This is a genomic window from Nocardia brasiliensis (assembly GCF_042691675.1).
Classification (GTDB): domain Bacteria; phylum Actinomycetota; class Actinomycetes; order Mycobacteriales; family Mycobacteriaceae; genus Nocardia; species Nocardia brasiliensis_D.
This window is the reverse complement of record NZ_CP170507.1, coordinates 6112507-6136979: the sequence shown is the minus strand read 5'-3', so window position 1 is coordinate 6136979 and position 24473 is coordinate 6112507. Positions and strand designations below refer to the sequence as shown.

Here is a 24473-nt window from a genome sequence, read left to right as displayed (position 1 = left end):
GCGGAACGCCCGGGGCCGATACGCCACCACTCGGCGTCTCACGGCTGCACCTGCATGCTGGTCGTGCCTGCGCCGACCGCCCGGGGGATCAGCACTCCGGCGGGGTCGGGGAAGCGGACGCCGACCACCGAGCCGACGGACGTGTCGACATGGCCGGGGACGTCGGCGGTGACTTCGTCGGCCAACCCATCGATGGCCACGTGCAATCGGGTCGAGGCGCCGCGCCAGACGGCGGACACCACCGTTGCGCGCAGGGCATCGCGTTCGGCGACAGCAACGATGCGCACGGTGTGCGGTCGGACACACAGCAGGGCAGGCGAGTCGAGGACCCAGTTCTCTTGGCCCACACCGGGGATAGGTGCCTCCGCGCGCAAGGTCTGGGTGCCGACGGTGACGAGAGCCGATCCGCCCGACACTCGGTTCACCGTGCACGGCAGCAGATTCGCGCCACCGAGGAACGCGGCGGTGAAGTCGGTGGGTGGCCGCCGCCAGAGGTTTTCGGCGGTGTCGATGTCGACCAGGCGGGAGTCGCGCATGACCGCGATGCGATCGGCCAAGGCCAAAGCTTCGGATTGGTCGTGGGTCACGTACAGCATGGCCGTGTCCGGCAGGGCCTTTCGTAGCTGCTGGAGTTCGCCGAGCATGGACTGGCGCAGTTGGGCGTCCAGCGCGGCGAGCGGCTCGTCCAGCAGCAGCACTTTGGGGCGGATGGCCAGTGCCCTGGCGATCGCTACCCGCTGCTGCTGGCCACCGGACAGTTCTCTGGGCAGTCGTTCGGCGTAAGCGCCCATACCGACCATGTCCAGCGCTTCGGCTACCCGGACACCGATCTCGGTGCGCGGCACCCGGTGTGACTTCAACCCGAAGGCGACGTTGCCGTGCACGCTCATGTGCGGGAACAGCGCGTAGGACTGCACGACCACGCCGATCCCGCGTTTGGCGGGCGACAGGTCGGTGACGTCGCGCCCGGCCAGCCGGACCGCGCCCGAGGTCGGTCGGACGAAACCGGCCAGTGCCTTGAGCGCGGTCGACTTGCCGGAGCCGCTCGGCCCGAGCAGGGCGACGGTCTCGCCCGGGGCGACGCGCAGCGTGAAATCGGCCAGCGCGACAGTGGTTTTGCGGCCGCTGCGGTAGCTGACGCCGACCCGATCGAACACGATCGCCGGTGCCCCGACGGTAGCCCGCGGCGGGGCGGTAGTGGATGACTTCGTACGCGCGTCACCGGTGGTCATGGTCGACTCCCTTGTGGTGTACGGGGTTTCAGCTACCGGTGGCCTTTTGGTATGCGGCCAGGTCGGCGTCCAGATCGGTGAGCACCGTGTGCCAATCGACCGGCAGCAGCTCGACACCCTTCAGCACCGAACTCGGCGACGGACCCGATCCGGTCACCGGGGCCGCACGCAGTTCCGCGCGGGCCGGCACCGCGAAAGCGTCCGGGCCCAGGGTCTTCTGCGCCTCGGCGGACAGCAGGAACTCCATCAGCTTCTTCGCGCCTGCCTGGTGCGGGGCACCCTTGGCCAGACCCATCACGTACGGGACCGCGACGGTCGACTTCTTGCCGTCGGCGGCGGCCGGGAAGAAGACGCTGAACTTCGAGCCCTTCTCCTTGATGGTGGTCAGGTTCATCTGCACGTCCCCGTTGGCGATGTGCAGCTCACCCTTGTCGACCTTGGCCTGTAGCTTGCCGGTGGACGAGGACGGCCCGACATTGTTGGCCTGCAACTTGTTCAGGTAGTCGAGCGCACTCTGCTTGCCGAGCAGCTTTTGTAGCAGGATCAGCACGGCGGTGCCGTCGCCCGCCTGTCCCGGCGTCGAATACTGCAGCTTCCCTTTGAATTCCGGCTTCAGCAGGTCGTCCCAGGTGATCGCGGTGGCATCGACCGCCGGGTTGGCGATGAAGCACAGGTAGTTGTTGGCCAGGGTGACGTACTTGCCCTCGGCGTCCTTGTCGGCGGCGGGGATCGCGCTGGTATCCACACCGCTGTCCTGGAGCAGCCCGGCGGCTTTCGCCTTCTGGATGAACGGCGGCAGCGTGACCAGCACGTCGGCCTGCGGGTTGGCCTGCTCCTTGTCGACCCGGTTGACCACCTCGCCGGAGCCCGCCTCCACCAGGTCGACCGCGATGCCGGTCTGCTTCCGGAAGGCCGCGAACTGGGTCCGGTACCAGCTGCCGACACCGTCGGCGGAGTAGACCGTGACGGTCTTGCCGCCCGCGCTGTCGGTGCCGGTGCCGGTGCCGGTGCCGGTGCCGCCGCAGGCCGCGGTGGACGCGACGGCGGTGATGGCGGCGACGAGCAGCGCGGTCCGGGAGAGGGTGCGGGCCAGGCGGGACGGCGTGTTCGAAGTACGCACGATGACTACAACTTTCGGTTCGTGAGGAGTGTCGGAGGGTCGGATGGGTCGACACCGGAGGTGCCGGGTCGACGGGGTCAGGTGCGGTCGGCCAGCACCAGCTCGGTGAACTCGACGACCGACGGCACGACATGGGTCGCGCCGGCCGCCCGCAGCTGCGCCTCGTCGTGCGCACCGGTGAGCGCGCCCGCGACGATCCGGGCACCCGCGGCCAGGCCGGTGGCGATATCGCTGGTCGTATCGCCGAGCACCGCAACGCGATCCACCGCGTCGGCGCGCAAGCGCAGCAGGGCGGTGAGGACCATGTCGGGGTAGGGGCGTCCGCGTCCGGCGTCCGCGGGCGCCAGGGTCAGATCAGCGACGTCCTGCCAACCGAGCGCAGTCAGCAGGCGATCCTGGGTGGTCCGGCTGAACCCGGTGGTGAGTGCGACCTTGATGCCCGCGCCGCGCAGCTTCGTGATCGCCTCGGCCGCACCGGCAATCGGCGTGATGTCGACCTCGTCGATCAACGCTTCGTAGGCGGACTCGAAGGCCCGGTTGGCCTTTTGGGCGCGGTCCTCGTCGCCCAGCAGCGCACGGAACACGGCGATCTTCGACTGACCCATCGTGTCCAGCACGTACTGTCGGGCGTTGTCGCGCTGCGGCCCTTCGGTGTCGATGCCCGCCGCGGTGGCGGCGACGTCGAAGGCGCGCAGGACGAGGCCACCGTCGGCGACGGTGGTGCCCGCCATGTCCAGGACGGCCAGTTGAATGGTGTTGTTCGACAAAGCAATCCTCAGAGGTCGAGTAGGTCGGCGGTTTCCTCGCCGAGAGCGGGGCCGAGGGTCATGCCGCGGCCGCCGGGGCCGGTGATCACCCAGGTGTGCTCGCCTGCCTTGGCGCGGGTGACGATCGCGGTCGGGTCGGTGCTCTGGCTGTACACGCCTGCCCACCGCCGAACCACCTGCGGCAGTTTGCGTCCGAGCAGTTCCTCGGTGACCGCGGTGAGGTGCTCGTACGGCGCCTCGTCCACGTCGAACGCGAACGGCTCGTCGTATTCGTGGGTGTCACCGATGGTGAGACCCCCGTGTAAGCGCTGCACACAGAGCAGCTGCATCTTGTGCTCGGCGGCGGTGGCCGATTGGGACTGTTCCCGATTCAGCGTGTCGACCTCAGCGCCCGCGAAGCCGGGGTAGTAGCGGAAGCTGTCGCCGTCGGCGATGGCGGTGGTGAGCGGTTCGCCGAGCGGCGCGGTCTGCATCATTTGCAGCCGCACCCGGCGCACGGGCAGAGAGCCGACCAACTCGCGAGTCAGGCCGCCGTGTGCGGCACCGGGGCAGGCCAGCACCAGATCGGCGTCGAAGCGGCGGCCCTGATCGTCGAGCACGCTGGCGCCCGCCGTGGTGTCGGTGACCGCCCTGGCCTCGGTGGCGGCGTGGAAGGTGTAGCGGCCGGTGGCCGCCAGATAGGCGCGCAGCGCGGGCAGCGCCTGCCGCGACTCGACCGCGGCGTCGGTCGAACAATGCAGTCCGGCAAAGAATTTCCCGCGCAGCGCCGGGTTGATCGCGCGCACCCGCTCGGGGTCGAGCAACTCGAACCCGCGGGCCTCGGCCGACGGACCGGCCGCGGCGGCCTCGGCGACGGCCAACTCGACCGGGGTGCGCACCAGCGTGATCGATCCGGCCGGGCGGAACCCGACGGCGGGGACCTTGCCGCCGATCTCCTCCCACAGCTGCCGCGAGCGCAGGGTCAGTTCCAGTTCGGCGGCGGAGCGCCCGGAGACCCACACCAGGCCGAAGTTGCGTACCGTTGCGCCGCGGGCCTCGGTCTCCCGCTCCACCTGCACGACCTCGTGACCGCGTCGGACGGCGGCCAGGGCGTGAGCGGTGCCAAGGATTCCACCTCCGATGATGACCAATCGCATGAACCCCATGGTGCACATTGGTCTAGACCAAGGAGTGTTGCCCACGCTAACGCCAGGTTAATAATTGGTATAGACCAATTGCGGGTACGCTGTGGGCCATGGACGCAACGGAGGTGGCGGGGATCGGCGCCGACCCGGTGCCCGACGACATACACGGCGGGCGAACCGAATTCGCGCTGCCCGAGCGGTTGCCGAAGTCGTACCGGGTGCGCACCGAGCTGGAGACGATCCTCGACGATCTCGACGAGGGCGATCCGGTTCCCTCGGAACGCGATCTGGCGGTCCGGTTCGAGGTGGCGCGCGAGACCGTGCGTCAGGCGCTGCGGGATCTGTTGGTGGATGGCCGGATTCGCAGACAAGGCCGTGGCACCGTGGTCTCCCGCCCGAAAATGGTGCAGCCGCTGTCGCTTCGCTCCTACACCGAAGGGGCGATCAGCTACGGCCGCGTCCCCGGGCGGCTGCTGGTCGGCTGGGACGACGTGCCCGCCGACGCCGACACCGCTCGCGATCTCGGTGTGCCCGTGGGTACTTCGGTCATGCACCTGGAGCGGGTGCTGCTCGCCGACGGTGAACGAATCGGACTGGAGAGCACCTACCTGCCGCTGCACCGCTTCGCGAACCTGCGCACCACCTACGATCCGGGCACCTCGCTGTATGCCGCGATCCGCGCCTCGGGCGTCGTCTTCGCCCGCGCCACCGAACGCATCGAAACGGTGCTCGCCTCCCCGCGCGAGGCCGCCCTCCTCGAATGCACCACGGCCCTACCGCTGCTACTGCTGCACCGCCGCAGCACCGACCCCGAAGGCGATCCGATCGAACGCGTCCGCGGCCTCTACCGCGGCGACCGCATAGCCTTCGAAGCCCACCTCACCGCGTAGTCCACCTCACCGCGTAGTCCACCTCACCGCGTAGTCCGCCCACCGCGCCCCGTCCCGCCCGCCGCGCGCGGAATCGTCAGCGATTTCGCGCGCGGGAAGCGAAAGTGTGCGCGGCGCAATAGGTGTCGGGTCAGCGGACCTGCGGGGCTACCTTCTCGCCGAGCAATTCGATGTTGTGCAGCACCTTTTCGTGGGGCAGTGTGCCGACACTGGTGTGCAGCATGAACCGGTCCAGGCCGAGGGTGTCGCGAATGTCGGCGACCTTCTCGGCGACGTAATCCGGCGTGCCGACGAACAGCGAACCCTCCGGCGAGCGCAGCGCGTCGAAATGGGCGTGGGTCATCGGCCCCCAGCCGCGTTCCCGGCCGAGGGTGCTCATGGCCAACGCGTACGGCTCGTAGAAGTCGGCGACCGCCTGCTCGTCGGTGTCGGCGAGGTAGCCGTGCGCGTGCACCGCCACCGGCTGCTTCTCGTGTCCACCTTCGGCGAGCGCCCGGTGGTACAGCTCGACCAGCGGCTTGAAACGGGCGGGCTGGCCGCCGATGATCGCGATCGCCAGCGGCAGGCCGAGTAGCCCGGCGCGGACCACCGACTCGGGGCTGCCGCCCACCGCGATCCACACCGGCAGCGGCCGGTGGTCGGTGCGCGGATAGACGATGGCCTCGCGCAGCGGCGCGCGGAACTTGCCGGACCAGGTGACCGGCCCGTCCTCGCGGATGTGCAGCAACAGCGCCAGCTTCTCCTCGAACAGCTCGTTGTAGTCGGACAGGTCATAGCCGAACAGCGGGAACGATTCGGTGAACGAGCCGCGCCCGGCCATCAACTCCGCGCGACCGTTGGACAGACCGTCCAGGGTCGCGAAGTCCTGGTACACCCGGACCGGATCATCAGAGCTGAGCACGCTGACCGCGCTGGTCAGCTGGATCTTCTCGGTTCGCGCCGCGATGGCGGCCAGCACGACCGCGGGCGAGGACGCCGCGAAATCCTTGCGGTGATGTTCGCCGACGCCGTAGACGTCGAGCCCGGCCCGCTCGGTGGTGACGGCCTCCTCGACCACCTCGCGCAGCCGCGCACCCGCGCTCGGCGCGGGCCGGTCGCCGACCGGGTACAACTCGGCGAATGTCGTGAGTCCCAGTTCCACGGTCGAGCCTCTTTCCTCAGTAGTGTCGATGTCAACCACTACGGTAAACGGACCGTGGTCCGCCACTATTCCGCCTGGCTTCGGCGACGCGTACGGTCCGCGCCCGCGGCACCTGTGCGAGGGTCCGATTACGCTGTTCGCTATGTCTGTCCGCACTCGCAAGCCGCTGACCCCCGGCACCCTGTCACCGACCCGCGAGGTCCCGCGCACGATCGAGCGCCCGGAATACGCGTGGAAGAAGACCGTCAACGAGGGCAGCGAGCCCTGGGTGCAGACCACCGAGACGATCGAGAAGATGCGGATCGCGGGCAAGATCGCGGCACAGGCGCTGGCCGAGGCGGGCAAGGCCGTCGCACCCGGCGTCACCACCGACGAGCTGGACCGGATCGCCCACGAGTACATGTGTGACCACGGCGCCTACCCGTCGACCTTGGGCTACAAGGGTTTTCCGAAGTCCTGCTGCACCTCGCTGAACGAGGTGATCTGCCACGGCATTCCGGACTCGACGGTGATCGAGGACGGCGACATCGTCAACATCGACGTCACCGCCTACATCCACGGCGTGCACGGCGACACCAACAAGACCTACCTGGCCGGCGAGGTGGATGAGGAGGTCCGGCTGCTCGTCGAACGGACCGAAGAGGCCACCCTGCGGGCGATCAAGGCGGTCCGGCCCGGCCGGGCGCTGAACGTCATCGGCCGGGTGATCGAGTCCTACGCCAACCGATTCGGTTACGGCGTGGTGCGCGACTTCACCGGCCACGGCGTCGGACCGACCTTCCACAGCGGCCTGGTGATCCTGCACTACGACCAGCCCGCCATCGATTCGATCATCGAACCCGGCATGACCTTCACCATCGAGCCGATGATCAACCTGGGCGGCATCGACTACGAGATCTGGGACGACGGCTGGACGGTGGTCACCAAGGACCGCAAGTGGACGGCCCAGTTCGAGCACACCCTCGTGGTCACCGAAACCGGCGCGGAAATCCTCACTTTGCCGTGAGGTGCGGACCGCGCAGTTCGAGGCTCGCGCCGTCGGGTGGTCACCGAAACCGGCGCGGAAATCCTCACTTTGCCGTGAGGTGCGGACCGCGCAGTTCGAGGCTCGCGCCGTCGGGTGGTCACCGAAACCGGCGCGGAAGTCCTCACCCTGCTGTGCCGCCTGCGCCGGGCCGACCGCGGTGAAGGGTGCGCTGCTCGTCGCGGGGACCACCTCGGACGCGGGTAAAAGTGTTGTGGTGGCAGGACTTTGCCGCATGCTCGCCCGGCGCGGGGTGCGGGTGGCGCCGTTCAAGGCGCAGAACATGTCCAACAACTCCGTGGTCACCCTCGACGGCGGCGAGATCGGGCGGGCACAAGCCTTGCAGGCGCAGGCGTGCGGGCTGGAGCCGAGCGTGCGGTTCAATCCGGTGCTGCTCAAGCCGGGCAGCGATCGCCGCTCCCAGCTCGTGGTCCGCGGCAAGGCGGTCGGCACGGTCGGCGCTCGGGACTACTTTCAGCACCGTCGCGAACTGCGTGAGGTGGTGGCCGCCGAACTCGCTTCGCTGCGCGCCGAATTCGACGTGGTGATCTGTGAAGGCGCCGGATCGCCCGCCGAAATCAACCTGCGTGCAACGGATCTGGCCAACATGGGGTTGGCGCGGCCCGCGCGGCTTCCGGTGCTGCTCGTCGGTGACATCGACCGCGGTGGGGTGCTCGCCCACCTGTTCGGCACCGTCGCCATCCTGGAACCCGAAGACCAGCACTTGATTTCCGGGTTCGTGATCAACAAGTTCCGCGGCGATGTCGAGCTGTTGCGTCCCGGCCTGGACCGGTTGACCGAGCTGACCGGCCGGCCGACCCTCGGCGTGATTCCGTACACCGAGGAACTGTGGATCGACGCCGAGGATTCGCTGGGCACCGTCGCGGACGCACCGGTCGGCCGCCCCCGTCCGCCCGTCGGTACCGAGTGGCTGACCGTCGCCGCCATTCGGCTGCCGCGAATCTCCAACTCCACCGATATCGAGGCGCTGGCCTGCGAGCCCGGGGTTTCCGTGCGCTGGGCGAGCGAGCCGTCCCGGCTGGCCGGGGCCGATCTCGTGGTGCTGCCGGGCAGCAAGGCGACCGTGTCGGATCTGGAGTGGTTGCGGCGCAACGGAATTGCCGACGCCCTGCGCGCACGAGCGCTGGCGGGCGGACCGATTCTCGGCATCTGCGGCGGCTATCAGATGCTCGGCAAGCGAATTGTCGACCCGGTGGAGTCGGGTGTCGGGTCGGTCGCCGGACTCGACCTGCTGAACCTGGAGATCGAATTCGCCGATCCGAAAGTGTTGCGCCGCAGTATCGGCCACGATGCCGCCGGAGTCCCGGTGCACGGCTACGAGATTCACTACGGTCGAGTGATCGGCAACGGCGACCAGCCCTGGCTCGACATCGAGGGACAGCCGGAAGGCAGTGTGAACGGCGCGCTCTGGGGCACCCACCTGCACGGCCTGCTGGAATCGGACGAATTCCGCCGTGCCTGGCTGGCTACCGTGGCCGCGGCCGCCGGACGTACCGGCTTCGTTGCCGCCGAAGACATTTCCGTCGCCGCCGTACGCTCGGCGCAACTCGATCTGCTGGCCGATCTGATCGAAAACCACCTCGATCTCACGCAGCTGGCGAGCCTGCTCGCCGACGGCGCGCCCGCCGGTCTACCGACCCTGGCCACCAGCACGATCTCCGCCACCGCACCCTGGCGTCCATGAACTGTTGACGTGACGAACGTCGCCCCTTACCTTGCAGTAAGGAATTCGGCTCCGGGTAAGGCGCGGGTCGAGGGCGCGGAAGAAGCACGGGTCGGTGAGGGACATGGCAGACAAGAAGTCCAACAGCAGGTCGGGAAATGTGGTGTCCGCGACGGTGACCAGCAAGGGGCAGATCACCATCCCGATCGACGTCCGGGTCGCCATGGGCCTGCGGGCCGGGGTGCGGGTCGCCTTCGTGCCCACCGACAACGGCACCTACGAGCTGGTGCCCGAGACCCGAACCATCAAGTCGCTCAAGGGAATAGTCGGCTGGTCCGGCTCGCCGGTCGGTCTCGCGCAGATGAACGAGGCGATCGCGGGCAATGTCGTGGAAGGCAAGCAGAAATGATCGGTCTCGACGCCAATGTGCTGATCCGCTACCTCACCCAGGACGACCCGGTGCAGTCCGCGCGGGCCAACCAGGTGATCGACGGGCTCAGCGAGAGCCGTCCCGGTTACGTGACGATGATCGTGCTCGCCGAGATCCACTGGGTGCTGCGCCGCGGCTACAAACAGGACCCGGAGGCGGTCACCGACGTGCTGCTTGGGCTGCTCGATTCGACCGAGATCGTGGTCGAACGCGCCGATACCGTGCGCCAGGCGTTGCGGCGGGCCGCCGACGGCGCGGATTTCGCCGACGCGCTCATCCAGCAGCTCGGGCAGGAGGCAGGTTGCGACCTCACCGTCACCTTCGATCACACCGCCGGTGAACGCGCCGGAATGAGGCTATTGGCCTGACCCGAAGATAGGGCTTCGTTCAGGTGATCCGTGTAGCGTCATTCGGCATGAAATCTCGGCAGATCACGGTCGGTGACCGGGCATGGACCGTGCGGGTAGACGGACCGGAGTCCCGGCACAGCGTCCTGCTGCTGCCCGACCTCGGCGACCCGGTGGACGTTTACGACCAGGTGTGTGCCCGATTGCACAATTCGGACCTGCGCACGATCGCGATCGAGTCGATCGACGGCCTCGAGCCCGCGGGCGTCACGGCGATCCTGGACGAGATCGGCGTGCCATGGGCGAACGTGGCCGCCCGTGGGGCCGGGGCCGAACTGGCGTGGCGGGCCTGCGCGGCCGGATTCGGGCGCTTCATCAGCCTCGTGGTGGCCGATCGGGGCCATCCGGCAGTCGCGGGGCCGGGCGGCACCGCCGCCGACGCTACGGTCCGTCCAGTGGAGTTGCCGACCACGGTGCTGGTGACCAAGAACCTGCCGCGCTCGATCGCCGAAGCCTCCGGGCGCTTCGTCTACGGCGAGTTCCGGGTGGTCGACATCGATGTCAGCAACGTAGCGACCGAGGCCGACCACGAACTGGCCACCGAGATCGTGTTACGCACCAGCACCTGGTGAGCCGTTGCCGGACTTGGCCTGATACACCGCGAGCCAGTCCAGCCAGCTGTCGAGCTCGGCGAAGGCGTGGGCCAGCGGCTCGGCCGACGACAGGAACACGTCGTGCTTGGCCCCGTCGATCGGCACGATGTTGGTGCGGTCGCCGAGGCAGCCGGACCAGCGCTGAATCTGCTTGACGTCCAACACCGCGTCGGCCACGTCGACGGCGGGGCCGTACCGGCGGGCGAACTTCGTCATCCGGGAACGCAGGATCAGCGACGGCACGCCGATGTCGAGGCCGGCGTGCAACTGCGCGTGGCCGTTGCGGATCGCGCGCAGCCAGCCGAACCGAACCGGGAAGCCGTGCAACGGTTTCCAGTCCAGGTTGTAATCCCACTCGCCGGCCACGGTGCGGTGCAGGCTGTCGCCGTAGGTGCTGATCTTGCCGACCGGCAGCTCGATCATCTTCCGAAAACGGCCGAGCGCCTTGATGACCGGTGTGCCGATGGTCCGGTAGTAGGACGGACCCTGCAGATCGAACCAGGGACTGTTGAGCACCAGACCGCTGATCCCGGCCGCCGCCGTGCCACGGGTCCGGTTGAGCCGATCCAGCCACAGCGGCAGGATCAGTCCGCCGGTGGAATGCGCGTTCAACACCACCGGCGCGCCGGTCTCCTCCCGCACGATCCGCAGCGCCTCGTTCAGCTCGTCGTCGTACAGTGCGAGATCGGTCACATAGTGCGGCGTCTGCCCCGCCCGCAACGACCGCCCGCACTTGCGCAGATCCAAGGCGTAGAAGTGATACCCGCGCTGAGCGAAATGCTCCGCGAGATGTTCTTGGAAGAAGTAGTCGGTGAATCCGTGCACATAGAGCACCGCCCCCGCCGTCAATTCGTCTTCCCGACCCGGCACATACCGCACCAGCGTGGCGACGGCCTCGCCCTCCCCATCCGGGTCCGGCCCGAACGACAGCGTCCGCTGCTGATACTTCTCACCCAGGACATCGGCTTCCCACTGGCCATATTCCTGCGTGCTGGTCTGCGGCGCGGCAAGCGAAGTTTCCTTTGTCACATACACAATCTATGTCACATTCCGCGGGTTCGGGGCAGGGGATCGGCGTGGTGAGGTGCACAATTGGGGCTAGGTGAACGGCGGGTAACCTAACTCCCGCCATGGTTTCAGAACCGAGGCCATACGCAAGCATTGTGCCCAAGCGGACCCACCAGCTCGGCGGGTCCGCGTAGAAGGACAAGGAAGTCGATTTCGCCGTGCCGAACGCTGCCATGACTGAAAAGACTGATGTAGTACTCATCGGTGCCGGCATCATGAGTGCCACCCTCGGCGCGCTGCTGCGGCAGCTGCAGCCGAACTGGTCGATCTCCCTGTTCGAGCGGCTGGATGCCGCCTCGGCGGAGAGCAGCGACCCGTGGAACAACGCGGGCACCGGGCACTCGGCGCTCTGCGAGCTGAACTACAGCCCGCAGAACCCCGACGGCTCGGTGGACATCACCAAGGCCATCGACATCAACGAGCGGTTCCAGGTGTCGCGCCAGTTCTGGTCCTACGCGGTGGAGAACGGCATCCTCGGCGACCCGTCCACCTTCATCAACCCGATCCCGCACGTGAGCTTCGTGCACGGGGCGGACAACGTCGCCTACCTGCGCAAGCGCTACGACGCGCTGTCGCGGCATCCGTTGTTCGAGGGCATGGAGTACATCGACAGCCCCGACGAGTTCGCCAGGCGGCTTCCGCTGATGGCGCGCGGTCGGGACTTCTCCGACCCGGTAGCGCTCAACTGGACCGACGGCGGCACCGACATCGACTTCGGCTCGCTCACCCAGGAACTGCTCGCCTACCTCGGCGCCACCGGCGCCGACCTGGCCTTCGGTAACGAGGTGCGCGACCTGACCAAGCAGTCCGACGGGTCGTGGCGGGTTAAGGTGCGCAACCTGCGCACCCGCGAAACCCGCACGCTCATCAGCAAATTCGTGTTCGTCGGCGCGGGCGGCGGGGCGCTGCCGCTGCTGCAGAAATCCGGCATCAAGGAGATCGACGGATTCGGCGGCTTCCCGGTGAGCGGCCAGTTCTTCCGCTGCACCAACCCCGGCCTGATCCAGCAGCACAGGGCCAAGGTGTACGGCAAGGCCGCCGTCGGCGCGCCGCCGATGTCGGTGCCGCACTTGGATACTCGCGTCATCAAGGGTAGGCCGGGCCTGCTGTTCGGCCCGTACGCCGGCTGGACGCCGAAGTTCCTCAAGGACGGCAAGAACACCGACCTGTTCAAGTCGGTGAAGCCGAACAACCTGTTCTCGCTGCTCGGCGTCGGCGTGACCGAGCTCGGTCTGACCAAGTACCTGATCAGCGAACTGCTCAAGTCCCAGGCGGGCAAGGTGGACACGCTGTCGGAGTTCATTCCGCGCGCGGACGGCCGGGATTGGGAGCTGATCACCGCGGGCCAGCGGGTGCAGGTGATCCGCCGCAAGGGTGTCGGCGGCGTGCTCGAGTTCGGCACCGCCGTGGTCGCCGCCGAAGACGGCACCATCGCCGGTCTGCTCGGCGCCTCCCCGGGTGCGTCGACGGGCGTCACCGCGATGCTGGACGTCATGCGGCGCTGCTTCCCGAACGAGTACGCCGCGTGGACGCCGAAGCTGAAGGAGATGATTCCCTCACTGGGCACCAAGCTGTCGGAAAACCAGCCGTTGTTCCGCGAAGTGTGGGACTGGACCTCCAAGACGCTGAATCTGACGAGTGGCACAGATAACACGCCGAGGCATGCGGGGGTCGCGGCAAACGGCTAGGTGTGATAGCAACAGGCGATGATGTCAACGGTTGCTCTCAAACGGTCATGGGCGTTGGATCTGGACAACGCCACCCTCTATCAGCTGTTGAAACTTCGCGTCGAAGTCTTTGTCGTCGAGCAGAAGTGCGCGTATCCGGAATTGGACGGTCTGGACCTGCTGCCGGAGACACGGCATTTCTGGCTCGATGACGAGGGCGAGGTGATCGCCACGCTGCGACTGCTCGAGGAGCACCAGGACGGTGTGAAGAATTTCCGTATCGGCCGCCTCTGCACCGCCGTCCCTGCTCGTGGCCACGGCTACACCACGCGCCTGCTGCAGGCCGCGTTGGCGGAAGTCGGCGAGGCGACCGTGCGGTTGAACGCGCAGACCTATCTGGTCGACATGTACGCCAAGCACGGGTTCAAGCCGGACGGCGAGGAATTCGAGGACGACGGGATTCTGCACATTCCCATGCGCAAAGGGTGATCGCCGGGCCAGCTGTTCGTTGCCGCCCTCGTCGCAGACATGCGGCGAGGGCGGTTTGGTGTTCGGCGATGATCTCGAGGGCACCGTCGGCGGGCCGCGCGGGCGCGCATAGAGTTGGGGCGTGTCCTTGTCCCATGCCGAAACCGCGCCGTCGTCCCACTCGCTGACCGGATCACGTACCCGGTCCGCCGACACGGAGGCGGGTTTTCCGTTCTCCGCCGTAGTCGGCCAAGAGCGCTTGCAACTGGCGCTGATTCTGTGCGCGGTGCATCCCGGTATCGGTGGTGTGCTGGTGCGCGGCGAGAAGGGCACCGCGAAATCGACCGTGGTGCGCGCGCTGGCGCAATTGCTGCCGCCGGTGGTGGACGAGACCGGGGCGCGGCCCGCGCGACTGGTGGAACTGCCAGTCGGCGCCACCGAAGACCGGGTGGTCGGCTCGCTGGACCTCGAGCGGGTGCTGCGCGACGGCGAGCAGGCATTCCGGCCCGGTCTGCTGGCCGCCGCGCACCACGGCGTGCTCTACGTGGACGAGGTCAACCTGCTGCACGACCACTTGGTCGACGTGCTGCTCGACGCGGCGGCGATGGGACGGGTGCACATCGAGCGCGACGGCGTCTCGCATTCGCATCCGGCGCGATTCGTCCTCGTCGGCACGATGAATCCGGAGGAGGGCGAGCTGCGTCCGCAATTGCTGGACCGGTTCGGGCTCACCGTCGATGTGGCGGCCTCGCGGAATGTGGACGTGCGAATGGCGGTGGTGCGCCGTCGGCTCGACTACGAAGCCGATCCGGCCGGGTTCGCCGACCGCTACGCCGCCGCCGACCGGGCGGTGGCCGAGCGCATCCTCGGCGCTCGTGACCGGGTCGCGAACGTGCTGCTCGATGACGCGGAGCTGCGCCGAATTGCCGCGCTGTGCGCCGCGTTCGACGTCGATGGGATGCGGGCGGACCTGGTGGTCGCGCGCACCGCGACGGCGCACGCCGCGTGGCGTGGGGCGGACGCGGTGACCGAGGAGGACGTGCGGATCGCGGCCGAACTCGCACTGCCGCATCGGCGTCGGCGCGATCCGTTCGACGAGCCCGGTATCAGCGAGGACCAGCTCGACGACGCGATGCGGGATGCCGCCGAGGAAGTGGCCCGCGAGGCCGAATCGAGTGGGGACACCGATCCGCAGCAGGACCGATCGCCCGATGGCACAGATCAATTCGAGCCGGATCAGGACCAGCCGTCCGCGGGCACGGACGAGTCGAGCCGTGCTGACCGATCGGCAACCGACACAGCGGACTTCGACGCCGATCGGACACCTTCGTCGCCGCGCGGCGATACCGACCCGGACGACGATCCGGACTCCCCGCCCGACGGCCCCGGCGGCGGCCGGTCACCGAGTGCGCGCGAAGGCCGTAGCGGCGCACCGGTTTCCGCCGCCACCACCCCGCCGCGCTGGGAAGTGCCCGGCATCGGCGAAGGCGCCCCGGGCCGCCGCTCCCGAGCCGAGTCCCGGCACGGTCGCGTCGTGCGCTCCAACTCCGACACCGCCACCGGCCTGCACCTGCTCGGCACCATCTTCGCCGCCGCGCCGCATCAGCGTTCCCGCGGTCGCGGCGACGGTCCGCTGAAGCTGGTCGCCGCGGATCTGCGCGGCGCGTATCGCGAAGGGCGGGAAGGCAATCTGGTCGTTTTCGTGGTCGACGCCTCAGGCTCGATGGCCGCCAGGGACCGGCTGTCCGCGGTCACCGGTGCTGTGGTCGCCCTGCTGCGGGACGCCTACCAGCGCCGCGACAAGGTCGCTGTCGTCACCGTGCGCGGCCAGGATGCCGAACTAGTCCTGCCGCCCACGTCTTCGGTCGATATCGCGGTGCGCCGCCTGTCCGGCATGCGTACCGGTGGCAAGACCCCGCTCGCCGCGGGTCTGCTGAAGGCGCGGGAGATCGTTCAGCGTGAACGGCTCCGTGACCCGCGCCGCCGCCCGATGTTGGTGCTGCTCACCGACGGTCGCGCCACCGGTGGCGTCGATCCGGTCCCGCGGGCCCGCGCCGCCGCCGCGCTGCTCGCGAACGATGCGGTCACCTCGATCGTGGTCGACTGCGAACGCGGCATGATCCGCCTCGGCCTCGCCGCCGAGCTGGCCCGTGAACTCCGCGGCGGATATCTGAGATTGGCTGAACTGACCGGGGATTCGGTCGCCGACGTGGTGCGTGCCGGTGCCGGGCGACCAGGTGGCGGTTCCGTGGTGCGCGCGGCGTGAGCCGCGGACTGACAAGGAGATTCGATGCCTAAGGGTGTGCCGGAGACCGTGCCCGACGACGGGCTCACCACGCGGCAGCGGCGCAATCAGCCGGTGCTCGCGGTGCATACGGGGCCGGGCAAGGGCAAGTCGACGGCGGCGTTCGGGATGGCGTTGCGGGCCTGGAACCAGGGTTTCGATGTCGCGGTGTTCCAGTTCGTGAAGAGCGCGAAGTGGAAAGTGGGGGAGGAAGCGGCCTTTCGCACCCTCGGCAGGTTGCACGAGGAAACCGGCGCGGGCGGCGCGGTCGAGTGGCACAAGATGGGCGAAGGCTGGTCCTGGACCCGCAAACCGGGCACCGACGAGGATCACGCCGCCGCCGCGCTCGCGGGCTGGCAGGAAATCGCCCGCCGCCTGCGCGCCGAACAACACCGCTTCTACGTCCTCGACGAATTCACCTACCCCCTCAAATGGGGCTGGGTCGACCTCGACGAGGTCGTGGAAACCCTGACCACCCGCCCCGGTAACCAGCACGTCGTCATCACCGGCCGCGACGCCCCGCGAGCGCTCATCGACGCCGCCGACCTGGTCACCGAGATGACCAAACTCAAACACCCCATGGACGCGGGCCGCAAAGGCCAGCGAGGCATCGAATGGTGAACCCCCGCAATGCCACGCCGTGGCGGTGCCGATGACCGCCGGTGTGCCCGCTGTGGTGATCGCCGCGCCCGCGTCGGGGAGCGGGAAGACCACGGTGGCGACGGGGCTGATCGGGGCGTTGCGGCGGGTCGGGCATCGGGTCGCGCCGTTCAAGGTGGGACCGGATTACATCGATCCGGGGTATCACGGGCTGGCTGCGGGACGACCCGGGCGCAATCTCGATCCGGTGCTCGTCGGCGCGGAACGTGTTGTGCCGCTGTATCAGCACGGTGCGCGGGACTGCGATCTCGCGGTGGTCGAGGGCGTGATGGGGCTGTTCGACGGCCGCATCGATGAGAACCAAGCCGGGCCCGTCGCCGACGGGTCTACCGCGCAGGTCGCGAGTTTGCTCGGCGCGCCCGTCGTGCTGGTCGTCGACGCCAGGGGACACAGCCAGAGTTTGGCCGCATTGCTGCACGGCTTCGCCACTTTCGACAGCGGGATCCGGCTCGGCGGGGTGATCCTGAACCGCGTCGGGAGCGAACGGCACGATCAGGTCTTGCGCGCGGCCTGTGACCGGGTCGGACTCCCGGTGCTCGGCTCGATGCCACGCATGACCGAATTGGAGGTGCCGTCACGGCATCTCGGGCTCATCCCGGCCGTCGAGCACGGCGCCGCCGCCACCGCCGCCGTAGCCGCGATGACGGATCTTGTTGCCGCGCATGTGGATCTGCACGCCATCGCCGCGCTGGCCCGCTCGACCGCCACGGGTCCGGCTTGGGACCCGGTCGAGGCTGTCCACGAAGCAGCCGTCGCGGACCGTCCGTTGATCGCCATGGCGGGCGGTCCCGCCTTCACCTTCGGTTACGCAGAGCACCGCGAGCTGTTGGCGGCGGCTGGTGCGGAAGTGCTGGTCTTCGATCCGCTGCGGGACGACTTGCCCAGCGGCACATCAGGTTTGGTCTTGCCCGGTGGGTTCCCGGAAGAGCACGCCGCGGCGCTGGCGGCGAACTCGGCGCTGCTGACCGCGGTGGCCGAGCAGGCCCGGCGCGGACTGCCGGTGCACGCGGAATGCGCGGGATTGCTCTATTTGACGCGCTCACTCGACGGACATCCGATGGCCGGAGTGATCGACGCCGACGCCGAGTTCGGCCCACGCTTGACCCTCGGCTACCGCGACGCGGTGGCGCTGACCGACTCCCCGCTGTGGCGAGCGGGGCAGCGCGTGCGTGGGCACGAATTCCATCGGACCCGCCTGACGACGGCGTCCACGGCCACCCCGGCATGGGGGTGGCACGGTAGCGACGGCGCACGCGTCAGGGAGGGCGCGCTCGTTCACCGCGTCCACGCCTCCTACCTGCACACCCATCCCGCCGGAAACCCCGAAGCCACCAGCCGTTTCGTCGCGGCAGCGGCAGAATTCGCTGGTGCTCATGCGAGTCACTGAGCGAATGATTCCGCCCGGGCGACAGGGTCGTGGGTCGCCGGAAACAGCAGCCACCGGCGCTGCGGCCGCTGGTGCCTGACCTGGTCGTCGGCCTCGGCTTGCGCCCCGATACTTCCGCCGATCGAATCGTGGCCGCCGTGCGGGAAGTGCTCGGCGACAAAAAGATCCACTGCTTCGCGACCATCGACCGCCGAGCGGACGAATCAGGTCTTCGCGCCGCGGCGGCCGAACTGAAGGCGCCGATTCGGACCTTCACCGCCGCAGAACTCGACGACGTCCCGGTGCCGAACCCGGACCCGCGAACGGCGGCCGCAGTCGGTACGTCGAGTGTCGCGGAGGCAGCCGCCGTCCTCGCGGCCGGAGGCGGCCCGTTGGTGTTGACGAAACGTACCGCCCACGGAGTAGTTATCGCTGCGGCACAACCTATCTCGCCCTGACCGTCCCCGTCGGCGTCCCCAGTTGCCAGACACCGCGCAGTCGGCGAGTGCTCACCGGCTGACCGCGGTGTCCCGAACCGCCTGCGGGCCACGCGTGGTTACATGGCGGGGTGGATATCCGAGGAGTCGACAACGTGCTGGTTCCCGTCGGGGATCTGACCGCGGCAGTGGAGTTCTACGGGAACCGGCTCGGGCTATCGGTGCGGTTCACGGTGCCGGAGCGGGGAATCGCCTTGTTCGGCGTCGCCGCGCAGACCCCCGGAATCATGGCGATCGTGGATCCGGCCGCGGGACAGGGCGCGCCGCCCGCGATGCGGGTGTGGTTCGAGGTCCCCGACGCGCAGGCCGCGGCAGCGGAACTCCACGAGCGCGGTGTCGACCTGCGCACCGCGCCCTTCGAAGTCGCCACCGGATGGAGCGTGGAAGTGTCCGACCCGTGGGGCAATGTGATCGGGTTGACCGACTACAGCAAGCGACCCGAACTGGCCCGCCCCGCGGTCTGACCTACGGCGCGACCGAACCCCAATCGGCGAAACCGGTGGGATCGTGGCGGCCGAGGCTGGCGTGTTCGAACAGACCCCAGCCCTCGACCCCGCCGCATCGAGCACGGGCCACGTGGTCGATGACGCCGAAGGGCGCCCGGGCGACGATGGTCGGGTCGGTGAGGTCGTACCGGCTCGACAACGACCAGTCGCGGCCCTTCCACTGCCCGTGCTGCCAATCGGGATCGCCGCCGTAGCCACAACCCACATGCAGCGGCACATTGGTGCCCGTGGTCACCTCGATCTCCAGCGGCTTGCCGTCCGGTGTGGTCAGTTCGAGTCGAGCACCGACGGGCAGCCTGGTGCCGGAACGGTAGTCGATGGTGATGCGCGGCCAGCCGAGCTGTTCGGTGCGTCCGTCCGGCCAGATCCGCACGGCGTCGTTCAACGTGCGCCTGCCGTCCGGCTCCTCCTGCACGATGATCACGATCGCGAAGTCGTCGAAGCGCAGCGGCACATACATCCACCAGAAGCCGCCGGACGGTTCGCTGGCCGCGCGGCCGGGCGGTTCGCTCTCGCCGACCGGCCGGATGCCCCACGACCGATCCCTGGTACCGGTCCACACCGCCGGGTCGACGGTGATGTCGTCCCCGTCGACGTGCAACGTCCCCGCCCACGAGCCGACCTGCGCGAACCGGCTCGCGTCGATGATCGGCCGGTTGCCCGCCAGGATCTGATGCGGCTGCTCCTGCACGGCCGGGAAGGCGCCCGCCCAGGTCAGGTCGAAGGACAGCTCGTCGTGCTCGCAGATCACCCGGATCCGTTGCAGCGGTTCGAGCACCTCGATGCGATAGCCGCCGACCCGCTGATCCAGACCGCGGTCGCCGAGCGCGTCGGAGAAGCGGACGGTCCGTTGCACGTCACCGCGCCGGACGGCGGCGTAGGCATCGGTCACCCCGAGGTTCGGGTACACCCCGAACCCGGTGATGAAGAAGGTGCCGCCGTCCCGGTTGTGGCCGTTGAAATAGCTTCTGTCGTAGAAGTTCCGGTCACTACTGGCCACCCGGGCCAGCGACAGCCCGGTCTGATGAATTGGATACTCGTCCAAGGGAACTGGCATGGCTGACTCTCAATCCCATTCGTAGGTTCCGTCGAGCAGCCGTTCCAGGCTGGCTCGATGCATCACATAGTCGTCCCGGTCCGGGGTATCGGTGTCCTCGCCGAAATGGATCATCCGGCGCTTCACCCTGGCCATCACGATGCCGTGCCGCAGCGCGGCGTAGACGACGTACCAATCCAGATCGCGCACCGGATGACCGGACAGCTCTTCGTATTTCGCGACGACGTCGGCGCGCCGCAGAAAGTCCGGCAGACCAGGTTGGCCGAATCGGGTGGCGATGTCCTGGAAGAACCGGTGGATGAAGATCACCCAGGCGACATCGAGTTCGCGTGGGCCCAGCGCGGCCATCTCCCAGTCCAAGACCGCGGCGGGTTCGAAGCCTCGATAGATGATGTTGCCCGGCCGCGCATCGCCCCAGCTGAGGACGTCCGGTCCCGGGTCGGCGGGCCAATGCTCGTCGAGCCAGGCGAAAGCCCGCTCCAGCAGCGGAATCTCGTAGCCGTCGTCGGCCAGCGCCCAGCGATACCAAGCCTTCTGGGCCTCGACGTGCCTGCGCAGCGACTGGCCCGCACCGCGCAAGGCCGGGAATCGCAGTGCTGGGTCCGGGATGTCGTGAATCTTCGCGATCACTTCGACGGTGTTGGCGGTGAGCAGCGCGCGTTCTTCCGGGCTGGCGTCGAACAGCCAGCCGACGAACACATACGGCGGATTGTCCGTCGGCACTCGTCCGTCGATCCGCTTCATCACGAAAAACGGTGTGCCGAGCGGATTCTCGTCCTCTTCCAGCCAGCACAGCCCGGGCACCGGCACGTCGGTGTTCTCGGCGACTCCGGCCATCACCCTGTACTGGGTGGCCAGATCGTATTTCTCGAACACCGGGAACGACCCGGCCTCCGGTGCCATTCTGGCGACGAACGACCCGCTCTCGTGTCGCCCGTCCACGCTCCACTCGGCGTCGAACAAGATGGACGTGCTCGACATCCCGCCGGACTGCGGCCGCGAGAGCCCGGAGACCTTCGGCGGATGATCGGCGGAGACCTTCGAATCCAGCCAGCGCGCCAAGTCCTCGGCGAGCACGTCGAGATCACGTTCGCTGACCGTCAGCTGCTGCCGCTCAGCGGGATCCGGGTCGTCGGCCATCGTTGTCCTCCTGACGCCATGAAACGCGGGCGCGCCACGGCGCAGCCCACATCGGCGGCGATGCGCCGCGATACGCGACAGTAACGCGTTCCAGTCGGGCCGCGGGCGGAAAACGATCGAGGTCGCCGAACCCGCTCACTGTGCGGAACCGGCGCTTGACATGCGAGTACTTTGCCTGAGCAAGGCCCGGCGGAGTGGCCGGTGGTGCTAGCACGTACGACTGAATGGGGAGGAAAAGACGGGGGATTTCCTGGAGGCGGACGCACCTCTCGCCTCGATACCGTGTTCGCCCGTGGCGTGTTCGGAGGGAGAGGGGTTGTTGTGAGTGCTGTCGGTACGGAATCCGTCGATCGGCATGGAGTCACCGAGGCCGAGGAGGATAGCGAGGTCGCGGACTCGAAGTGGAATCGGTTGACCCGCATCGCGTTCCGGTTCTGCTTCACCTATTTCGGGTTGTTCTGCCTGATCTTTCCGCAGTTCCTCTTCGTCTATTCCGGGCCCCTCGGCGCCAAGCTCCCCGAGCGGGCGATCAACGGGTTGCTGTATCCGCTGAGTCCGATCTGGGAGTGGGTCGGACGACATGTCTTCGGTGCCGATGTCGAACTGCATCTGGACTCGGGCAGTGGTGACCAGGCGATCATCTGGGTCTTCGTCTTCACCATCCTGGTCGTCGCCATGGTGACGACCGTGGTGTGGACCGCGCTGGATCGACGGACGAGTTACCCGCGGTTGCAAGCCTGGTTCCTGCTCTTCCTGCGGCTCTGCCTCGCTGGGCAGATGCTGTGGTACGGGATGGGCAAGGTGATTCCGACACAGATGCCGGAGCCCCCGCTGGTTGCCCTGCTCACGCCGTACGGGAACCTCACGCCCATGTCGGTCCTGTGGTTCCAGGTCGGCACCTCCCAGCCGTACGAGATCCTGCTCGGCGCCGCGGAAGTGCTCGGCGGGTTGCTGCTCTTCTGGCCGAGGACCGCGACGCTGGGTGCGATGGTGAGCTTGGTGAGCATGGCGCAGGTGTTCATCCTGAACATGACCTTCGATGTGCCGGTGAAGATTCTGGCGGGTCACCTCATGCTGGTCTCGTTGGTGCTGCTCGCGCCGCAGGCTCGCACGCTGGCGAATGTGCTTGTGCTGCAACGGTCAGCGGGTCCTGCGGTGCAACCGGAGCCGTTCCGGTCGCGGCGCGTGCGGTCGATTGCGGTCGCCGTACAGGTGGCGCTCGGCGCGTGGGTGCTGCTCGGCGCGACCCAGGAGGGTCTGAAATGGTGGAACGAAGGCGGCGGCGGAGCGCCGAAGCCCGCGCTGTACGGGATTTGGCAGGTGTCGGAGTTCAATCAGGACGGTGCGCCGCTTCCGCCGCTGAGCACTGATCAGAACCGGTGGCAGCGAGTGGTTTTCGATATCAACGGGATGGCGTATCAGAAGATGGACGGCACCCTGGTTCCCGTCGTCGGTGCGGTCGACACCGAGGCACACACGATCACGCTCTCGGAGGCGGCAGGCAGTGCCAACCCCGGGCAGGCGGCACAGGCGCAGCCGAACCAGATCGGCACCTTCGCCTACACCCAGGACGCGCCGGACCGGCTACGGCTCGACGGACGGCTGCACGGCCGTGCGGTGACGCTGACGCTGAAACAGATGGACCTCGACAGCTTCCCCTTGCGCAGCACCGGGTTCCACTGGGTCCAGGACTACCCCCACTTCAGCTGATCCGGTCAGCGGCGACTGTCAGAACCGGCGGCCGGAAGCGGGGATACATCCTCGGCTGCCGCCGCCGGTTTCCGCTCGGCTGGTTGTGCGCCGCAACGCAAGCGCCCCAGCGAATACGACTCACGGATGACGGGAAAATCGGGGACTTCCTGGAGGCGGCGCCGTGCCCCGCGCCGATACCGTCGGTGCAGGTAAATCCGGTGGCGAAGAGGGGCGACGTGAACGCGGTCGATACGGAGTCAGTGAAAACGGACGACACCGCCCCCGCCGCGGCCACCCCGACGTGGAACCTGGCGACCCGCGTCGCATTCCGGTTCTCCTTCGTCTATTTCGTGCTGTTCTGCTTGGTGTTCGGGTTGCCGCGGGTGTACGCGGGGATCTTCCAGAACAAGCTCCCGGACTGGACGAACCAGGGTCTGCTCGAGCCACTGAGCCCGATCCTGGCCTGGGTCGGGCGCCAGGTGTTCGGCGCGGACGTCGCGCTACACCAGTCGGGAAGCGGTGACCAGGCGATCATCTGGGTCTTCGTGTTCTGCAACCTGGTGGTCGCCCTCGCCGCGACTGCGGTGTGGACTGTGCTGGACCGACGACGCCCGAACTATCAGACGCTGCATGCCTGGTTCCTGCTCGGCATCCGGCTGTGCCTAGCGGGGACGATGCTCGTGTACGGGCTGGCGAAGGCTATTCCGCTGCAAATGCCCGAGCCGCCGCTGACGGCCTTGCTCACGCCGTACGGGAACTTCACGCCGATGGGGGTCCTGTGGCTACAGGTCGGTAGCTCTCCGGCCTACGAGATGCTGCTCGGTCTCGCGGAAGTGCTGGCCGGAGTGTTGCTGTTCCTCCCGCGGACTGCCACGTTGGGTGCGCTGTTGAGTTTGGTGAGCATGGCGCAGGTGTTCATCCTGAACATGACCTTCGGTGTGCCGGTGAAGATCTTGGCATTCCACCTGGTACTGCTGTCGCTGGTGTTGCTGGCACCGCAGGCGCGCAAGCTGGCGAATGTTCTTGTGCTGCAACGACCGACCGGTCCTGCCAGGCAGCCGGATCCGTTCCGGACGCGCCGTGTCCGGTTGATCGCGGTGGGCCTGCAGGTCGCGCTCGGCGCGTGGGTAATACTCGGCCTCGTCCCGCAGAATCTGAAGAACTGGAATGAATCCGGGAGTGGTGCGCCGAAACCGCCGTTGTACGGAATCTGGTCGGTGTCGGAATTCAGCCAGAACGGTCAGCCGCTTCCGCCGCTGATCACGGATCAGAACCGTTGGCAGCGGGTGATTTTCGATGTCGGTGCGATGACGTACCAGAAAATGGACGGCAGTTTGGTTCATGTCATCGGTGCGGTCGACAGCGAGGCGCACACGATCACCGTGTCAGAGGCGACCACCGGTGCGGGGCCGGTCCAAATGGTGCGGCCCGAGCCGAAACAGATCGCCACCTTCACCTTCACCCAGCCTGCGCCGGACCGGTTACGACTCGATGGTCAACTCAACGGCCACGCCGTCACGGTGTCGCTGGAGCAAGTGGACCTCGACAGCTTCCGGTTGCGCAGCACCGAGTTCCGCTGGGTCCAGGACTACCCCCGTTAGTCCGAGGCTCGCTGCATCCCTGACTTCCCGCACGCGGCACCGCCCGCTCTGCCGG

23 protein-coding genes are annotated in these 24473 nt (G+C 67.9%); 15 read left to right on the top strand and 8 right to left on the bottom strand.

Going from position 1 to position 24473, the window contains the following annotated elements; genetic code table 11:
- Nucleotides 1-38: 38 nt before the first annotated feature.
- The 4 genes from ACFK0J_RS28235 to ACFK0J_RS28220 all read right to left on the bottom strand — a co-directional run bounded on the left by ACFK0J_RS28235 (nucleotide 39) and on the right by ACFK0J_RS28220 (nucleotide 4255).
- The gene (locus ACFK0J_RS28235; RefSeq protein ID WP_378732409.1) at nucleotides 39-1232 is read right to left on the bottom strand and encodes an ABC transporter ATP-binding protein; all 1194 of its coding nucleotides are present in this window, start codon (nucleotides 1230-1232) and stop codon (nucleotides 39-41) included.
- Nucleotides 1233-1260: 28 nt separating this feature from the next.
- A complete protein-coding gene (locus ACFK0J_RS28230; RefSeq protein ID WP_378732407.1) occupies nucleotides 1261-2352 on the bottom strand; it encodes a 2-aminoethylphosphonate ABC transporter substrate-binding protein in 1092 nt (363 codons plus the stop codon).
- Between the two features lie 77 nt (nucleotides 2353-2429).
- Nucleotides 2430-3119: a phosphonatase-like hydrolase gene (locus ACFK0J_RS28225; protein ID WP_378732405.1), complete on the bottom strand. Its 690-nt coding sequence runs from the start codon at nucleotides 3117-3119 to the stop codon at nucleotides 2430-2432.
- An 8-nt stretch (nucleotides 3120-3127) separates the two neighbouring features.
- Nucleotides 3128-4255 (bottom strand): TIGR03364 family FAD-dependent oxidoreductase, encoded by a 1128-nt coding sequence (locus tag ACFK0J_RS28220; RefSeq protein WP_378732403.1) that lies wholly within the window; start codon nucleotides 4253-4255, stop codon nucleotides 3128-3130.
- 98 nt (nucleotides 4256-4353) lie between these two features.
- On the opposite strand from ACFK0J_RS28220, the gene ACFK0J_RS28215 reads away from it, so the two are divergent.
- A complete protein-coding gene (locus ACFK0J_RS28215; RefSeq protein WP_378732401.1) occupies nucleotides 4354-5133 on the top strand; it encodes a GntR family transcriptional regulator in 780 nt (259 codons plus the stop codon).
- 130 nt (nucleotides 5134-5263) lie between these two features.
- Here ACFK0J_RS28215 and ACFK0J_RS28210 read toward each other — a convergent pair whose 3' ends face one another.
- Nucleotides 5264-6274, bottom strand: a complete 1011-nt coding sequence (locus ACFK0J_RS28210; protein WP_378732399.1) for an LLM class flavin-dependent oxidoreductase — start codon at nucleotides 6272-6274, stop codon at nucleotides 5264-5266.
- Nucleotides 6275-6416: 142 nt separating this feature from the next.
- Here ACFK0J_RS28210 and map point away from each other — a divergent pair, with 142 nt between their 5' ends.
- The 5 genes from map (at nucleotide 6417) to ACFK0J_RS28185 (ending at nucleotide 10391) form a co-directional block, all read left to right on the top strand.
- Nucleotides 6417-7280, top strand: a complete 864-nt coding sequence (gene map / locus ACFK0J_RS28205; RefSeq protein WP_378732397.1) for a type I methionyl aminopeptidase — start codon at nucleotides 6417-6419, stop codon at nucleotides 7278-7280.
- A gap of 178 nt (nucleotides 7281-7458) precedes the next feature.
- On the top strand, nucleotides 7459-9003 hold the full coding sequence (locus tag ACFK0J_RS28200) for a cobyric acid synthase (RefSeq protein WP_378743093.1): 1545 nt from the start codon (nucleotides 7459-7461) through the stop codon (nucleotides 9001-9003).
- Between the two features lie 103 nt (nucleotides 9004-9106).
- Nucleotides 9107-9391, top strand: a complete 285-nt coding sequence (locus ACFK0J_RS28195; protein ID WP_378732396.1) for an AbrB/MazE/SpoVT family DNA-binding domain-containing protein — start codon at nucleotides 9107-9109, stop codon at nucleotides 9389-9391.
- Nucleotides 9388-9780 (top strand): PIN domain-containing protein, encoded by a 393-nt coding sequence (locus ACFK0J_RS28190; RefSeq protein WP_218470500.1) that lies wholly within the window; start codon nucleotides 9388-9390, stop codon nucleotides 9778-9780. The genes ACFK0J_RS28195 and ACFK0J_RS28190 overlap by 4 nt, the downstream gene beginning before the upstream one ends.
- A 47-nt stretch (nucleotides 9781-9827) precedes the next feature.
- Nucleotides 9828-10391 carry an alpha/beta hydrolase gene (locus ACFK0J_RS28185; protein WP_218470499.1) on the top strand — a complete coding sequence of 188 codons (564 nt, stop codon included), beginning with the start codon at nucleotides 9828-9830 and terminating at the stop codon, nucleotides 10389-10391.
- Here ACFK0J_RS28185 and ACFK0J_RS28180 read toward each other — a convergent pair.
- Complete coding sequence (locus ACFK0J_RS28180) at nucleotides 10371-11441, bottom strand: alpha/beta hydrolase (RefSeq protein ID WP_378732393.1); 1071 nt, start codon at nucleotides 11439-11441, stop codon at nucleotides 10371-10373. The genes ACFK0J_RS28185 and ACFK0J_RS28180 overlap by 21 nt on opposite strands.
- A gap of 212 nt (nucleotides 11442-11653) precedes the next feature.
- Between ACFK0J_RS28180 and mqo the strand changes: the two genes are divergently transcribed.
- From mqo to ACFK0J_RS28145, 7 genes are all read left to right on the top strand, one after another.
- Nucleotides 11654-13168: a malate dehydrogenase (quinone) gene (gene mqo / locus ACFK0J_RS28175; protein ID WP_378732391.1), complete on the top strand. Its 1515-nt coding sequence runs from the start codon at nucleotides 11654-11656 to the stop codon at nucleotides 13166-13168.
- Nucleotides 13169-13186: 18 nt separating this feature from the next.
- Nucleotides 13187-13636, top strand: a complete 450-nt coding sequence (locus ACFK0J_RS28170) for a GNAT family N-acetyltransferase (RefSeq protein WP_218470496.1) — start codon at nucleotides 13187-13189, stop codon at nucleotides 13634-13636.
- Nucleotides 13637-13799: 163 nt separating this feature from the next.
- Nucleotides 13800-15881 carry a VWA domain-containing protein gene (locus ACFK0J_RS28165; RefSeq protein ID WP_378743091.1) on the top strand — a complete coding sequence of 694 codons (2082 nt, stop codon included), beginning with the start codon at nucleotides 13800-13802 and terminating at the stop codon, nucleotides 15879-15881.
- A 24-nt stretch (nucleotides 15882-15905) separates the two neighbouring features.
- Complete coding sequence (cobO, locus tag ACFK0J_RS28160) at nucleotides 15906-16520, top strand: cob(I)yrinic acid a,c-diamide adenosyltransferase (RefSeq protein WP_378732388.1); 615 nt, start codon at nucleotides 15906-15908, stop codon at nucleotides 16518-16520.
- A 31-nt stretch (nucleotides 16521-16551) separates the two neighbouring features.
- On the top strand, nucleotides 16552-17946 hold the full coding sequence (locus ACFK0J_RS28155; protein ID WP_378732386.1) for a cobyrinate a,c-diamide synthase: 1395 nt from the start codon (nucleotides 16552-16554) through the stop codon (nucleotides 17944-17946).
- Nucleotides 17947-17975: 29 nt separating this feature from the next.
- A complete protein-coding gene (locus ACFK0J_RS28150; protein WP_378732384.1) occupies nucleotides 17976-18383 on the top strand; it encodes a cobalamin biosynthesis protein in 408 nt (135 codons plus the stop codon).
- Nucleotides 18384-18493: 110 nt separating this feature from the next.
- Nucleotides 18494-18886 carry a VOC family protein gene (locus tag ACFK0J_RS28145; RefSeq protein ID WP_378732382.1) on the top strand — a complete coding sequence of 131 codons (393 nt, stop codon included), beginning with the start codon at nucleotides 18494-18496 and terminating at the stop codon, nucleotides 18884-18886.
- A 1-nt stretch (nucleotide 18887) separates the two neighbouring features.
- On the opposite strand, the gene ACFK0J_RS28140 is transcribed toward ACFK0J_RS28145, so the two are convergent.
- Both ACFK0J_RS28140 and ACFK0J_RS28135 read right to left on the bottom strand, forming a co-directional pair.
- A complete protein-coding gene (locus ACFK0J_RS28140) occupies nucleotides 18888-19985 on the bottom strand; it encodes a hypothetical protein (RefSeq protein ID WP_378732380.1) in 1098 nt (365 codons plus the stop codon).
- A 9-nt stretch (nucleotides 19986-19994) separates the two neighbouring features.
- A complete protein-coding gene (locus ACFK0J_RS28135) occupies nucleotides 19995-21125 on the bottom strand; it encodes a phosphotransferase family protein (protein ID WP_378732377.1) in 1131 nt (376 codons plus the stop codon).
- Between the two features lie 321 nt (nucleotides 21126-21446).
- Here ACFK0J_RS28135 and ACFK0J_RS28130 point away from each other — a divergent pair, with 321 nt between their 5' ends.
- Entirely contained in the window at nucleotides 21447-22835 is a 1389-nt protein-coding gene (locus ACFK0J_RS28130) for a DoxX family protein (RefSeq protein WP_378732374.1), read from the top strand.
- A gap of 200 nt (nucleotides 22836-23035) precedes the next feature.
- Complete coding sequence (locus ACFK0J_RS28125) at nucleotides 23036-24418, top strand: DoxX family protein (protein WP_378732371.1); 1383 nt, start codon at nucleotides 23036-23038, stop codon at nucleotides 24416-24418.
- Nucleotides 24419-24473 lie beyond the last annotated feature (55 nt).

Coding starts and splice junctions, on each gene's coding strand:
- ACFK0J_RS28235 (WP_378732409.1), bottom strand. CDS start 1,232: ATGACCACCGGTGACGCGCGTACGAAGTCATCCACTACCGCCCCGCCG.
- ACFK0J_RS28220 (WP_378732403.1), bottom strand. CDS start 4,255: ATGCGATTGGTCATCATCGGAGGTGGAATCCTTGGCACCGCTCACGCC.
- ACFK0J_RS28215 (WP_378732401.1), top strand. CDS start 4,354: ATGGACGCAACGGAGGTGGCGGGGATCGGCGCCGACCCGGTGCCCGAC.
- map (WP_378732397.1), top strand. CDS start 6,417: ATGTCTGTCCGCACTCGCAAGCCGCTGACCCCCGGCACCCTGTCACCG.
- ACFK0J_RS28195 (WP_378732396.1), top strand. CDS start 9,107: ATGGCAGACAAGAAGTCCAACAGCAGGTCGGGAAATGTGGTGTCCGCG.
- ACFK0J_RS28190 (WP_218470500.1), top strand. CDS start 9,388: ATGATCGGTCTCGACGCCAATGTGCTGATCCGCTACCTCACCCAGGAC.
- ACFK0J_RS28185 (WP_218470499.1), top strand. CDS start 9,828: ATGAAATCTCGGCAGATCACGGTCGGTGACCGGGCATGGACCGTGCGG.
- mqo (WP_378732391.1), top strand. CDS start 11,654: ATGACTGAAAAGACTGATGTAGTACTCATCGGTGCCGGCATCATGAGT.
- ACFK0J_RS28170 (WP_218470496.1), top strand. CDS start 13,187: ATGATGTCAACGGTTGCTCTCAAACGGTCATGGGCGTTGGATCTGGAC.
- cobO (WP_378732388.1), top strand. CDS start 15,906: ATGCCTAAGGGTGTGCCGGAGACCGTGCCCGACGACGGGCTCACCACG.
- ACFK0J_RS28155 (WP_378732386.1), top strand. CDS start 16,552: ATGACCGCCGGTGTGCCCGCTGTGGTGATCGCCGCGCCCGCGTCGGGG.
- ACFK0J_RS28140 (WP_378732380.1), bottom strand. CDS start 19,985: ATGCCAGTTCCCTTGGACGAGTATCCAATTCATCAGACCGGGCTGTCG.
- ACFK0J_RS28135 (WP_378732377.1), bottom strand. CDS start 21,125: ATGGCCGACGACCCGGATCCCGCTGAGCGGCAGCAGCTGACGGTCAGC.